A 14,151-nucleotide genomic window follows, 5' to 3' on the forward strand; every position below is an offset into this window, starting at 1 on the left:
GTTTTAATTAGGCAAATTGACGCAGGAAGCGCAAATCACCTTCATAGAACAGACGCAAGTCGTTAACACCATAACGTAACATCGTTAGGCGTTCCAAGCCGGAGCCAAAAGCAAAACCAATGTATTGCTCAGGGTCCAGTCCAAAATTACGCACTACGTTGGGGTGCACCTGCCCACAACCGGAAATCTCTAGCCATTTACCTTGGTTAGGACCACTGGTAAACATCATGTCGATTTCGGCAGAAGGTTCCGTGAAGGGGAAGAAGGAAGGACGGAACCGCACCACCAAATCATCACTTTCAAAGAATGTGCGCAGGAAGTCGGTATACACGCCTTTCAGATCCGCAAAAGAAATATCTTCAGCGATCCACAAACCTTCCACTTGGTGGAACATGGGCGAGTGCGTTGCATCGCTGTCTACACGGTATGTGCGGCCAGGAGCAATCACTTTAATGGGGGGTTTATGCATGCGCGCATAACGCACTTGCATAGGACTAGTATGTGTACGCAGCAGCAACGGCAAACCTTTGTCATCGTTCATGTCGATGTAAAAGGTGTCGTGCATGGAACGGGCCGGATGGTTTTCAGGGCTGTTCAGCGCGGTAAAGTTAGTCCAGTCGTTTTCAATCTCGGGGCCATTGGCCACACCAAAACCAATGGAACCAAAAATCTGCTCAACACGCTGCCATGTTTGAATCACGGGGTGAATGCCACCCATTGCACGGCCACGGCCAGGTAACGTGACATCAATAGCTTCTGCTGTCAGCTTTTTGGTGAGCTCAGCCTGTGCCATTTCAGCACGACGAGCATTCAATAAATCTTCAACCTGACGTTTTAACTGATTAATTCTTGCCCCTTCTTCTTTTTTTTCTTCGGGAGACAAGCTTGCTAGCCCTTTCAGCAATGCTGTAATTTCGCCTTGCTTACCCAAAAATCGGGCTTTGGCATTTTCTAGCGATGCAGCATCCTGAGCCTCAGCAAATTGAGACTGAGCACGCGCAATAAAATCTTCTACAGAGAATGTCATGGTGTGTTTTGCCTTTACCAAAAACAAACGGAGCCCATGCAGAGCTCCGTTTGCCATCTAAACTAAACGACTATAAGCCGATTAAGCTGCCAGAGCGGTTTTAGCCTGAGCTACCACAGCGGCAAAGCCTGCTTTGTCATTTACAGCCATATCAGCCAGAACTTTACGATCCAACTCGATATTAGCTTTATTCATGCCGGCGATAAACTGGCTGTATGTTACACCCAACTCACGGCATGCTGCGTTGATACGAGCAATCCACAATGCGCGGAATACACGTTTGCGATTACGACGGTCACGGTATGCGTATTGACCGGCTTTCATCACAGCCTGTTTGGCTACGCGATAAGACGTACCGCGGCGACCACGGAAACCTTTGGCTTCAGCCAAAACTTTTTTATGACGAGCGTGGGCTGTTACACCACCTTTAACACGTGACATAGTAGTAGTTCTCCGTTATCAGGCGAAAGGAAGCATCGCTTTTACAGCGGACACATCAGATTTATGAACTTCAACTGCACCACGCAATTGACGTTTGTTTTTAGTAGTTTTCTTGGTAAGGATGTGACGCTTGAACGCCTGACCCCGTTTAATGGAGCCACTACCACGAACAATAAAGCGCTTGGAAGCACTTTTTTTCGTTTTCATTTTAGGCATGATGACACTCTAGTAAAGTTGTGACTGGCGGTGACAGAGCCAAACTGATAGCGCTGCACTTGATAACCGACATGACACTTATTGTTTTTTCTAGGGTAAACCGCACTGGCAAAAGCCAAACCCTTGAAAAGCTAATAATTATAGAAAGAGACGGAAAAAATGTCTAGCCAAATCCCTTCTTAGCTACGATATTGTATAGCTTGTGCTAAATGCTCTACCTGTATTTGCTCTTCAGAAGCCAAATCGGCAATGGTACGCGCCACTTTTCGTAACCGCTGCACACTACGGCCAGACCATCCCCAGCGCTGCACACACTGACGCAAAAGCCGTTTAGCTTCAGGCTCCAGCACGGTATGCTCCGCCAATGCTACCCCCTCAAGCCTGCCATTTAAGCAACCTTGACGCTGATACTGCCGTTGCTGAGCAGCTATGACGCGTTGACGTATGTGCGTTGACGGCTCAGAGACCGTCTGCGCCTCATCCACCACCTGAGTTTCCACCTTCAGGTTGACACACACATCCAACCTATCCATAAACGGCCCAGACAGCTTTGCTCTGTATCGATCCACACGCTCAGGCGTACACACGCAGGGCTGTACTGCATGCCCCATCCACCCACAAGGACAGGGGTTCATTGCTGCCACTAGCTGAAAATCAGCCGGAAACCATATGCTACGCCCTGCTCTGGCAATCGTGATACCTCCCGTTTCCAGCGGCTCACGCAATGCCTCTAACGCACTTCTGGAAAATTCGGCCACTTCATCCAAAAATAGCACCCCGTGATGCGCTAGGGATATTTCACCAGGCTTAGGCCTAGACCCACCACCCACTAGCGCCACCATTGATGCTGAATGGTGTGGCGACCTAAAAGGTGCTGCACCGTGCAAAGGTTCTGCCCTACCCGCCACACCTGCCAGCACAGCCACTTCTAATCGTTGTGCCTCAGATAACACGGGCAGCAGCGTTCCCAATCGATGCGCCAGCATACTTTTACCTACGCCTGGCGTGCCACGAAACAGCACGTTATGCCTACCAGCAGCCGCCACTTCAAGCGCATGTTTGGCTTGCGCCTGCCCTTTTACCTCTGACATACATAACGTGACCGATAACGGCGCGCACGGCAGTGGCTCATCTGGCGCGGTACAACTTAACTCGTGCTCCATCAGCGCATCCACCAACTGACGCAAACTCGCTACGCCATAGATCTGCATGCCCGCTAGCTGCGCCACTGACGATGCTGACATCAGCGGCATAATGACCTGAGTAAAACCCAACCGCGAGGCTCCCCACACCACAGCGATGGGCGCAGCAAGGCGCAACAATGCCCCGGTCAGTGATAACTCACCCGCAAATATGTATTGATCTATGCATAATGGCACCGCAGAGGCCTGCTCACTGACCAATGCCAGCTGCCCCGATGCCTGCAAAATACCCATCGCAATGGGTAAATCGAAATGCGCCGCGTCCTTAGGTAAATCAGCGGGCGCTAAATTCACGGTGATACGCGCAACAGGAAAACTAAAGCCACTGCTTTGCAACGCCGAACGCACGCGCTCTCGACTTTCTCGCACGCCCGCGTCGGGTAACCCCACCACCGTAAAAGCAGGTAAACCTGCACCTATGTGCACTTCTACCTGCACTGCATAAGGCTGCATCCCTATTAAGACACAGCTATTGACTACCGCTAGCGACATAGCACACCTCTAAGTGGAAGCCTCAAGTGTGCCCTTATGTCGCTTTATACTTTACTGATGAACATGAGCATATCCATCAGCCATACTACCTAACCTACAGGCTTATTGCTTTGCAGCGTCTTCCAGCTCTTGCACACGCGCCTCTAGCGCCGCAATACGTTGCAAGGCACGATCCAACAAGGCACTTTGTGTGTCGAACTCTTCACGGGTCAATAAATCCATACGCGAAAAAGCTTGAGTCATCATGGCGCGTACATTTTTTTCTATGTCAGCTGCGGGGCTTTTGGCGATCAAATCAGACACATTTTTCTGTAGATCATTCAACCAATCGGTACGTGGATTCATGCTTATTCCTTTGAGTCATAGTTCAATGGCTCCAGTGTATAAAAAAATGGCTGCCTAGGGCAGCCATTTTCTACACCTGTGAAAATACAGGATTATTTTTTGTCGCCGTTACCAATAGCATTTTGGATAGCTTGGTCAGCTTTAGCGGTGCCGCTTTCAATGGCGTCGCCTACGTCTTTAGCTGCCTCAGCAGTAGCGTCTTTCAGCTCGTCAGCTTTTTTGCTAACAGCATCAACCGCTTCGTCTACTTTGCTTTTGGTAGCATCGGCTTCGCCTTCAGCAGCCTGAGTCGTTTCTTCAGCTTTCACTTCGGCTTTATCAGCCTCTTGTTTCACCGTTTCTGCTGCGTTATCAGCAGACTCTTTAACTACCTCAACGGATTCTTCAACTACAACCTCTGCTTGCTGCGCAGTAGGAGCAGCTGCAGGAGTTGGAGCAGCTTTTTTATCCTCACCTTCCGAGCACGCGGCCAGCAAGCTCAGAGAAGCAACAGCGGCAAAAACGGCAAGATGCGAACGAGTCTTTTTCATAACTATCCTTACATGATCCATGTCGTGTAACAACGTACATCAAACTGACGCGACAAACAGGTTTGATGCGAAAACAATTCTCATTCTACTGGTGAGTCTGGCTATAAACCAGTATTAAGTTAGCAACAAAATTTAAAAATAGTAAAAAGTTACGTAAGACTTTTTACTATTTACCTTAAGCCGCCCTGCTACAGACATTACGGTAATAACACACCGCAAGAACCTGCTTTTCTTAATGCAAGATCGCCAAGTCTAAACGCTCTGCTCGATTCAGCGCCCCAGCCACTTTAGTACGCAAGGCATTAGAGTGCGCCGTCACAATTTCACGCTTCACATCCAACAGTTGCGCAGCATGCATAGAGAAACGGGTTAAGCCCAGGCCCAACAGTAAACGCGTGAGAGTAGGATCGCCTGCCATTTCACCGCATACGGACACAGGAGTATTAAAACGCTCGCCTGCATTAATGGTCTGCGCAATAACACGCAGCACGGCTGGGTGTTGAGGATCGTACAGATCAGCCACCTCAGAATCCCCCCTATCTACCGCCATAATGTACTGAATCAAGTCATTCGTACCAATAGACAGGAAGTCTAAGGTTTCAGCAAAAGGCTCTATCGCAATCGCAATCGCAGGCACTTCCACCATCGCACCCAACTGAATGTTGCTCGCCACGGTGATTCCTTGAGCAGCCAAAGACTGCTTGGCCTCACTAATCGCTTGGCGCACAGCAATCACTTCTTTGATGCTGGAAATCATGGGCACCAAAATACGCAACGTGCCATGCGCAGACGCACGCAACAACGCACGTAATTGGGTTTGAAATAAATCTGGATTCGCTAAGCAATAACGCACAGCGCGCAAACCCAATGCAGGGTTCGTAGCCACCGTTTGTTCGCCATCCAACACCTTATCCGCACCAATATCCAAGGTACGAATCGTGACCGGCTTGCCTTGCATGGCTTCCAGCACCGCCTTGTAGGCATGGAATTGTTCCTCTTCATCAGGCAGCGTGCTGCGCCCCATGAACAAAAACTCGCTCCTAAATAACCCTATACCCTGCGCACCCGCCGCTAAAGCATGCTCTGCCTCTTCAGGCAGTTCTATATTGGCCTCTAAATGCACAGCGATGCCGTCCAACGTGACCGATGGAGCATCACGCAACGAAGCCAGACTCGCTCTTGCTTGCGCAAACTCCGCCTGTTTCTGGCGGTATTCTTCTAACACCAGGGCTGACGGATTCACCATCACCGCGCCCGTAAAACCATCCACGATCAGCATATCGCCATCGCGCACTAACGAGCGAAAGTTACCTAGTCCCACAACAGCAGGCACAGCCATGCTACGCGCCACAATGGCTGTATGCGAGGTTGGACCACCCAAGTCGGTTAAAAACGCCGCAAACTTTGCCTCACGCAGCCCCATCATGTCAGCAGGCGCTATATCACGCGCCACCACAATCAACGGCTCATCACCGGCTTGATCCAAAGCATTCAGAGTTAACGGCTGCCCACCCGACAACAGCAGCAGCACCCGCTCTATCACTTGCCTAATATCGGCACCACGCTCACGCAAATACTCGTCTTCCATCGCGGAAAACTGTTCTTGTAGTAATTGCCCTTGAGTCGTCAGCGCCCATTCGGCGTTATAAAAACGCTCTCGTATCAAGGCCATCGTTTGGGCACGCAACTGCGGATCATCCAGCAGCAACACATGCACCCCCAACAACGATGCCATTTCTTTAGGAGCATCTAGCGGCAACCCAGAGGCTAATGCCGTGACCTCGTCACGCGCCTTATCCATCGCGGCACAGAGCCGCACACACTCTTGTTCCACCACCTCTACCGCTACGCGGTAATGAGGCACTTCCAGTGCCGCAGCCCCCATCACCACAGCTCGGCCTATGGCGTAGCCACGCACCACGCCTTGGCCTTGCGCACAGAGCATGGCGGATGGTGTAGTACAGATGCGTTGTGTTGCCTCTTGCATCCCATTGCTCCTTGTTTGACTACTGCTCTTCGCCAAACTTCTGTTCAAACAACTGCTTAATTTCCACCAATGCTTGTTCAGCATCTTCGCCTTCAGCATCAATAGTTACTGCCACACCCAAACCTGCCGCCAACATCATGACCCCCATGATGCTTTTGGCATTCACGCGATGAGTCTGACGAGAAATAAATATTTCACTGCGAAAACGTGACGCCAATTGCGTCAGCTTAGCCGCTGCTCGGGCATGCAAACCCAGTTTATTGGTGATCACTACTTCTATAGATGGCATAACTATCTACCTTTTCTTTCTATTTATCTTTGTCTTTATCTAGGTCGGCTTTGAACACTGCAATCGCTTTACCCGCGCTTTGCACAATAGTCTCTACAAAGCATTCTGGTGCTGTTTGACGGTCGCACACCGACTTCAACACCATCCCTAAATTGGCGCCTACGATGACATCAGCCTGCCCACCCTCTTGGGCAATAGCTGTTTGAGCCAATCTAGAAATATTAAAAGGCGTGGCACCCACCACATCGCACAGCAACAATACCGGGCTATCAGGCTCTTGATGATAAAAATCCACTACCTTTTGCACCCAATCAGGTACATCGTCGTCGGCATGTATATCAAAAACCTGAAATGCAGCACCAGCAGACAGCACGTGCTCTACACACGCCTGAAATGCTTGCCCCAATGGCGCATGCATAACCAGCGCCAAACGGGGGTACTTAGCCACTGATCGCCTCTTCTAAGGCTTCAGCAAAACGTTCAGCAACGTTATAGCCTGTTTGCTCGGTGATTTCCACAAAGCAGGTGGGACTCGTGACGTTAATTTCTGTTAGGTAACTTCCAATCACATCCAAGCCCACCAGCATCAAGCCACGCTTCACTAGCTCGGGGCCAATCGCTTCAGCAATACGTCTGTCGTTATCGGTTAAGGGCTGCGCCACACCACGGCCACCCGCCGCCAAGTTACCACGCGTTTCGCCCGCCAATGGGATACGAGCCAAACAATAAGGCACAGGCTCGCCATTAATCAGCAAAATACGTTTATCGCCATCCACAATTTCTGGAATATAGCGCTGCGCCATGATGGTTTGCGTACCCATCTGCGTTAAGGCTTCTAGGATAGAACCCACGTTAGGATCGTCTGACTTGATGCGGAAAATACCACTGCCGCCCATACCATCCAAGGGCTTGACGATCACATCGCTGTACTGAGCATGAAAGGCGCGCAACTGCGCCATATTACGGCTTACCAAGGTTGGTACCGTAAATTGCGAGAACTCAGTAATGGCCAGTTTCTCTGGATGGTTGCGCAGCGCACTACCACTGTTAAACACCTTAGCACCTTGTTGCTCGGCATAGCTGAGCAAATGCGTCGTGTAGTTAAATTCCATATCAAAAGGTGGGTCTTTGCGCATCACCACTGCGTCAAAGTGGTTGAGTTCCACATCAAAAGACTCCCCCTCTTCTTGCCACCATTTGTCAGCGCGCAAATCAGCATCTTGCGCAATAGTAATGGCTTGAGCCTTGCAGCGGACGCGGCCCTCGATTATGTATAAGTCGGGTTGCAAGACCACACTCACCTGATGGCCACGCGCCAACAAGGCACGCATCATGGCAACGGAAGTATCCTTGTACGCTGACAAGGCTGGCAATGGATCGATGATAAATAAACTATGCATAATCAACTCTGAAACAAAGCCCCTCATGAAGCAAAGTCATGAAGGGCTTATTGCCGCGACTCAGGCCGCAAAAATCAGCATTAGGCTGATAGACAGTTAAGCAATAACGCTTACACTGCCTTCTTTTTAGGTGCCAAGACCATGATCATCTGACGACCTTCCAGCTTAGGCATGGATTCAACTTGGCAGATTTCCTCTACCTCGTCACGCACGCGTTCAAGCACGCGCATACCCAGTTCTTGGTGAGCCATTTCTCGACCACGGAATCGCAAAGAAACCTTGACCTTGTCCCCATCTTCAATAAAGCGTCGAACGTTACGCAGCTTGACGTTAAAGTCGCCATCATCCGTACCGGGGCGGAATTTTACTTCCTTGATCTGGATTATCTTTTGTTTGGAACGCGCTTCCTGCTGGCGTTTCTGTTCCTGATAACGGAACTTACCATAATCCATCAACCGGCATACGGGCGGCTCAGCCTGCGGAGCGATCTCGACCAAATCAACATCGTGTTCCTCGGCCATATCCAGCGCGTCGGCTACTTTAACAACCCCTAATTGTTCACCCTCAATTCCAATGAGTCGCACCTCAGGGATACGGATTTCTCCGTTGATGCGATGTTTTCTTTCGGTTGCGATATCTAGAACTCCCAAAAAATTAAGTATAAATAGCCTCAGTAACGATTACTGACGGCTTTCGATTTCATCTTGTAAGCGTTGGGCAAAATCGTCTAATGCCATTACGCCTAGGTCCACACCACCGCGACCACGCACGGCGACTGCACCAGCTTCCGCTTCTTTGTCCCCTACTACAAGTATATAAGGGACTTTCTGCATACTGTGTTCTCGGATTTTACGAGTGATTTTTTCACCACGCAAATCGGCAGTAACACGCATGCCCAGTTTAACCAGCTTTTGTGCAACAGCTTGCGCATAATCTGCTGAAGACTCGGCAATACAACACACAACGGCTTGTTGTGGCGATAACCATGCTGGCAATGCTCCTGCATAGTTTTCGATCAACATTCCGATAAAACGTTCAAAAGAACCCAAAATAGCACGGTGCAACATCACAGGTGTGCGACGTTGATCTTGTGCATCCACGTATTCTGCACCCAAACGCTGAGGCATGGAGAAGTCTACTTGGATCGTGCCACACTGCCAGTGACGACCAATAGCGTCTTTCAGTGTGTACTCAATTTTAGGACCATAGAATGCACCGTCGCCTTCGGCAACGATAAATTCACACCCAGTACGACGCAGACTTTCCATCAAAGCTGCTTCGGACTTGTCCCATACTTCGTCGCTACCAATACGTTTTTCAGGGCGAGTCGCTACTTTGTACAAAATTTCAGTAAAACCGAACTCTTTGTACACCTGTTGCAGCAACGCGGTGAAGTTGGCGCATTCTTCTTGCAGTTGGTCTTCGGTACAGAAAATGTGACCATCATCTTGCGTAAAGCCGCGCACGCGCATCATGCCGTGCAACGCGCCAGACGGTTCATTACGGTGACACTGACCAAACTCACCATAACGGATTGGCAACTCGCGGTACGAGTGCAAGTTAGCGTTAAAAATCTGTACGTGACCAGGACAATTCATGGGCTTCAAACCGTACATACGGTTTTCAGACTCGGTGGTGAACATATTGTCGCTGTAGTTATCCCAGTGACCTGTTTTCTTCCACATGGACAAGTCTAGAATTTGCGGCGCTTTGACTTCTTGGTAACCGTTATCTAGGTACACCTTGCGCATAAATTGTTCGACTTGCTGCCAAATCACCCAGCCTTTGGGGTGCCAGAAAATCAGACCAGGTGCTTCGTCTTGGAAATGGAACAAATCCAATTCACGACCCAAACGACGGTGATCACGTTTCTCGGCCTCTTCCAGCATATGCAGGTAAGCGGCTTGTTCGTCTTTAGTTGCCCACGCTGTACCGTAAATACGCTGCAGCATTTCGTTTTTGCTATCACCACGCCAGTATGCCCCAGCCACTTTCATCAGCTTGAACACTTTCAGCTTACCAGTGGAAGGCACGTGAGGGCCGCGACACAAGTCTACGAACTTACCTTCGCGGTACAACGAAATTTTTTGCTCGGCAGGAATAGAGGCAATGATCTCGGCTTTATATTCTTCGCCAATGCCACGGAAGAACTTCACCGCTTCATCACGGTCCCATTCTTCACGTACAACTTGCTCATCCTGTTTAGCCAACTCGGCCATTTTCTTTTCAATGGCTTGCAAGTCTTCAGGCGTAAAGGGGCGTTTGTACGAAAAGTCGTAGTAGAAGCCATTATCGATAACCGGCCCAATAGTGACCTGCGCATCAGGAAACAGCTCTTTGACCGCATAGGCCAACAAGTGAGCTGTAGAGTGACGCAATACGTCTAGACCATCAGCATCTTTGGCTGTCACGATAGCCAGTTTGGCGTCGCGATCAATCACAAAACTGGTATCAACCAGTTCAGGTTCTGTACCTTCAAACGTCACCTTACCGGCTAGTGCAGCGCGCCCCAGTCCCGTGCCAATAGAGTAGGCAATATCATTAATAGAAACCGGATTCTCGAACTCGCGTTGCGAACCATCAGGTAAGGTGATTTGAATCATAAATGCTTCCTAAAACAAAAAACGCGGCATACAAGCCGCGTTTCGGTATTTGGTCTGATGTTATCAGCGTTTGAACACAATGCGGCTACGGCTAGTTGGGCCAGGTAGTAGTTCGCGTTGTGGTCATAATGTTTTTCCAATAACTAATCATCAATAAGAATACGGTTTGATTTTAGCACCAAGTTTACCAAGCATGAAAGCGATTGCTGGCTACGGCACGTTTTATAGGCTGCATTTCCTCACGCCGTCGAACGATGCTGCATAAACACAACAGCCTCTGTCACGTCTTAAAATTTTTAGTAAAGCTTTGCAAGCAACAGCCCAATAACCGCATTTTTGAAAAGCATTGCCTATATGATAGGGCTGAAAGTGAGATGAGCAGCGCTTTCACAATTACAAAAACATGACAGCAAATCAACACTCTACACACAGGGAGAACCCTATGGCATCAGGATTTACCCGTCGTGATTTCATCAAACTTGGTACGTTTGCTGGTATTACGGTGACGTTAGCACGCCTGCCTTTTGCGCATGCAATAGAAGTTCACTCAGGCCTTGGCGCATCTGGCTGGATGAATAGCGATGGGCAAGCTCGCTATCGCTGGGATGCTATACGCAAAGTCACAGGTCAAAAAGTATTTGCGCGCGATTTTCGTGCTATGAACCTACCCGGCTGGCCCAAACAGCAAGCCCATGCATTTTTTGTCAAAGCCACACAAGCCGATAAAACCTTTGAAGGTTTGGCGCTAGACAGGCTTAGCGATGACCTACAACCGGACCGATTGCTGTTTCATGAAGACCTTGAACGCGATGGCATACAAGTACCTAAACCTGCTGATTTAGGGCCTGACTTTTACGGCCAAAGTTTCCTGACACCTAAAGGCACCACCCCCACCATGCTGGGCCACCCTGTTGCCCTATTGGTGTATCACGACTTTGATAAATTCGAGGCGGCTAAACGCCAACTGCGTTTTGATACCGAATTTGTGTTGTACGGTAAAACTACCGGGCCTAATCCTCCGGCCAACTTTGGTGCTGCACGCTATGTGCGCATAGGCGGCGACTCGCCCACAGGTGAGCCCGAGTTTTCCCCCATACAAGATGCCGTGATCTGGGGCAGTTTCGACGGTGCAACCCCGGTATGGCCCCCTGCTGACCCCGACGGTATTTTTGTACCGCAATCGGTCATGCATAAACATCGTGGCGGCGGTACAGGTAACCGTGACCCACAACAGGTGGCACAAGAAACCTACAAACCCATGCAACGCGGCATGGAAGCAGCCGCATTAATCGCCGCTGACATAGAGGCTGCCAAGCAAGATCCGAACAAAATTGTGATTGAGCGCCACGGTTATTCGCAATCCATTGACCCGTCGGCGATGGAACCCGATAACGGTAATGCATGGTACGACGCCGACACTCGCACCCTGCATATTCTCGCTGCCGCACAATCCCCCTACGAAGTCGCCCGTGTTGCCGCCTTCATGGTGAAAGACAACAAGCGCTTTCCCGTAGAGCATATTGAAATACTCACCGGAACCACGGTGGGCTATGGTTCTAAAGACCACTCCATCTTCCCCTTTTACGTAATTGCCGCCTGTTTTTATGGTGACGGCCTGCCTGTACGTTTGGCCAATGATCGCTATGAACAGTTCCAAATGGGGATTAAACGTCACGCGTTTGATATGAACGTGAGCATTACAGCCGATAGAAAAACCGGGCAATTTGAGATTCTTAAAGGTGACTACACCTGTGATGGCGGTGGTCGAGCCAACTTCTCGTTCTCTGTGGCTCAGGTAGGTGCTACGGCCGCCCAGTCAATTTACTATTTCCCCAAATCTGACTTAGCCAGCACAGCCTTATCCAGCCGTGCGGTAGAAGCCGGTTCTATGCGTGGTTATGGCACCATCCAAACCATGACCATGACCGAGCTACTGGTAGACGAGTTGGCGTCTGAGCTAAACATTGATGCAATTGAGCTACGTCGCCGTAACGCCCTACTGCCTAACTACCCCAATACTCAAGGGGCGGTGCAATTAGGCGAGCCGCGTCTGGTAGAAATGCTGGATCTCGCGATCAAACACCCTATGTGGGTGAACAAAGATAAAGCCAAAGCCGAATTTGACGCCGCCAACCCCGGGAAAAGCTATGGCGTAGGGTTTGCGCAAGTTCAAAAGGACTACGGTACGGGTGCCGACACTAGCGCCTTAGTGCTTGAGTTTGATGCCGATGGCAACATCACTATGCGTCACTGTTTGCAAGAGATTGGCACCGGCGCCACTACCGCCCAACAAGTGATGATCCAGCAAATGCTGGGACAAGCACCTGAAACGGTAGAGTTTGGTGTAACCGAATTTGCGCAGTTGCCCTTAGTGAGCAACTGGTCGCCCTACACCACCACACAAGAAGAGCAAGACAAGCTAGCGGCCAATCCTTTCTGGGTGCCGTTTATGCTGCCTGCCATGAGCGCATCCAACAGTGTGTACTTCATTGGCTTCGGGACACGCCAAGCCGCTAACTTCTTGTTAGAGCACAGCTTATGGCCAGCTGCCAAAGCCATCTGGAGCGAGGGCCCTGCTGGTGGTGAAATAGCCCCTGGCGATGTAGCGCTCTCTGACTTGCGTGCTTACCCCGGTGGTATAGGCGGTGCGGGCATGACCCCTATTCCCTTTGCTCAGCTTGCTAAAAAAGCACATGAAATGGGCTTAATTACGGGTGTGGCCTTGCATTGCTTTAGCCGTTGGGAATGGGCCAGAGGCAGCTTTGACATCCCCGGTTCTGGCGAGCGTACCCTACCCATAGATGCCTTAGCGGTACGTTACGGTGATGGTGCCCCTGAGGCACTGAAAAGCCGCATGACAACAGGTGGCTACGACTACCTAAAACGCAGCAAAATCGACTACCCGCCTGTACAGCGCAATAACGCGGGCGTCACCACCTACACCCCTGCCGCCTGCCTGGTAGAACTTAACGTCAATACCTTTACAGGTGACGTAGAAATCATGCGCCTGCATAACTTGCTTGATCCTGGCAAAGTGGTTGTGCCAGCACTGGTATCCGGCCAACAACAAGGCGGCCTTGCTATGGGTATAGGCCATGCTCTGATGGAAGAACTCCCCCTTTACGAGGACGGCCCCGGTAACGGTACATGGAACTTCAACCGTTACACCCTACCCCGCGCTAAAAACGTCGCTGTCTGGAACCAGACCGTGGATTATCTCCCCCCACTGTCTGAAACCTCGCCACCTAAAGGCATGGCAGAAGTGGTCATGATCCCCGTGGTGTCAGCCATTGGTAACGCCGTAGCCCACGCTACCGGTAAACGTTTTTACGAACTCCCCATCACTGCAGAAAAAATCAAGGAAGCCTTAGCATGAGCTTAGAAAAACAACCCCTGACGCTCACGATCAACGGCAACAAAATCGGCCCAGTAGACGTGCCACTCGATATGCCCATGATCGACTTCCTGCATGAGCACCTAAACCTGACAGGCACCCGCTTTGGCTGCGGCCAAGGTATTTGCCACGCCTGTACCATCGTAGAAAATCACCCAGACGGCTCTACTACTGAGAGCCGTACCTGTGTGTTTAGCGCGCACTACTTCAACAACAAGTCCATTA

General features: G+C 50.3%; 14 protein-coding genes. 2 read left to right on the plus strand and 12 right to left on the minus strand.

What is annotated here, in order from left to right; translation table 11 throughout:
• Window positions 1-7 precede the first annotated feature (7 nt).
• The 12 genes from pheS to thrS form a co-directional block, all read right to left on the minus strand.
• Window positions 8-1,027, minus strand: a complete 1,020-nt coding sequence (gene pheS / locus GY634_RS12465; RefSeq protein WP_166408968.1) for a phenylalanine--tRNA ligase subunit alpha — start codon at window positions 1,025-1,027, stop codon at window positions 8-10.
• 81 nt (window positions 1,028-1,108) lie between these two features.
• A complete protein-coding gene (rplT, locus tag GY634_RS12470; protein ID WP_135864434.1) occupies window positions 1,109-1,468 on the minus strand; it encodes a 50S ribosomal protein L20 in 360 nt (119 codons plus the stop codon).
• An 18-nt stretch (window positions 1,469-1,486) separates the two neighbouring features.
• On the minus strand, window positions 1,487-1,684 hold the full coding sequence (gene rpmI, locus GY634_RS12475; protein WP_135864436.1) for a 50S ribosomal protein L35: 198 nt from the start codon (window positions 1,682-1,684) through the stop codon (window positions 1,487-1,489).
• A 179-nt stretch (window positions 1,685-1,863) separates the two neighbouring features.
• The gene (locus GY634_RS12480) at window positions 1,864-3,378 is read right to left on the minus strand and encodes a YifB family Mg chelatase-like AAA ATPase (protein ID WP_166408970.1); all 1,515 of its coding nucleotides are present in this window, start codon (window positions 3,376-3,378) and stop codon (window positions 1,864-1,866) included.
• A 102-nt stretch (window positions 3,379-3,480) separates the two neighbouring features.
• Window positions 3,481-3,723: an accessory factor UbiK family protein gene (locus GY634_RS12485; RefSeq protein ID WP_166408972.1), complete on the minus strand. Its 243-nt coding sequence runs from the start codon at window positions 3,721-3,723 to the stop codon at window positions 3,481-3,483.
• 92 nt (window positions 3,724-3,815) lie between these two features.
• Complete coding sequence (locus GY634_RS12490) at window positions 3,816-4,253, minus strand: hypothetical protein (RefSeq protein WP_166408974.1); 438 nt, start codon at window positions 4,251-4,253, stop codon at window positions 3,816-3,818.
• A 232-nt stretch (window positions 4,254-4,485) separates the two neighbouring features.
• On the minus strand, window positions 4,486-6,240 hold the full coding sequence (gene ptsP, locus GY634_RS12495; RefSeq protein WP_166408976.1) for a phosphoenolpyruvate--protein phosphotransferase: 1,755 nt from the start codon (window positions 6,238-6,240) through the stop codon (window positions 4,486-4,488).
• A gap of 19 nt (window positions 6,241-6,259) precedes the next feature.
• Window positions 6,260-6,529, minus strand: coding sequence for an HPr family phosphocarrier protein (locus GY634_RS12500; RefSeq protein WP_166408978.1), 270 nt, complete (start codon window positions 6,527-6,529; stop codon window positions 6,260-6,262).
• A gap of 19 nt (window positions 6,530-6,548) precedes the next feature.
• The gene (locus GY634_RS12505; protein ID WP_166408980.1) at window positions 6,549-6,977 is read right to left on the minus strand and encodes a PTS sugar transporter subunit IIA; all 429 of its coding nucleotides are present in this window, start codon (window positions 6,975-6,977) and stop codon (window positions 6,549-6,551) included.
• Window positions 6,970-7,929, minus strand: coding sequence for a glutathione synthase (gene gshB, locus GY634_RS12510; RefSeq protein ID WP_166408982.1), 960 nt, complete (start codon window positions 7,927-7,929; stop codon window positions 6,970-6,972). The genes GY634_RS12505 and gshB overlap by 8 nt, the downstream gene beginning before the upstream one ends.
• Before the next feature lie 110 nt (window positions 7,930-8,039).
• The gene (gene infC / locus GY634_RS12515; protein WP_207625602.1) at window positions 8,040-8,579 is read right to left on the minus strand and encodes a translation initiation factor IF-3; all 540 of its coding nucleotides are present in this window, start codon (window positions 8,577-8,579) and stop codon (window positions 8,040-8,042) included.
• Window positions 8,580-8,609: 30 nt separating this feature from the next.
• The gene (gene thrS / locus GY634_RS12520; RefSeq protein WP_166408983.1) at window positions 8,610-10,532 is read right to left on the minus strand and encodes a threonine--tRNA ligase; all 1,923 of its coding nucleotides are present in this window, start codon (window positions 10,530-10,532) and stop codon (window positions 8,610-8,612) included.
• Window positions 10,533-10,974: 442 nt separating this feature from the next.
• On the opposite strand from thrS, the gene GY634_RS12525 reads away from it, so the two are divergent.
• Both GY634_RS12525 and GY634_RS12530 read left to right on the plus strand, forming a co-directional pair.
• Window positions 10,975-13,908: a xanthine dehydrogenase family protein molybdopterin-binding subunit gene (locus GY634_RS12525; protein WP_166408985.1), complete on the plus strand. Its 2,934-nt coding sequence runs from the start codon at window positions 10,975-10,977 to the stop codon at window positions 13,906-13,908.
• On the plus strand, window positions 13,905-14,151 hold a 247-nt coding region (locus tag GY634_RS12530; RefSeq protein WP_341352827.1), incomplete at its 3' end, for a 2Fe-2S iron-sulfur cluster-binding protein. The genes GY634_RS12525 and GY634_RS12530, both read left to right, overlap by 4 nt.

The organism is Paenalcaligenes suwonensis, assembly GCF_011290505.1.
In the GTDB taxonomy this organism is placed as follows: domain Bacteria; phylum Pseudomonadota; class Gammaproteobacteria; order Burkholderiales; family Burkholderiaceae_B; genus Paenalcaligenes; species Paenalcaligenes suwonensis.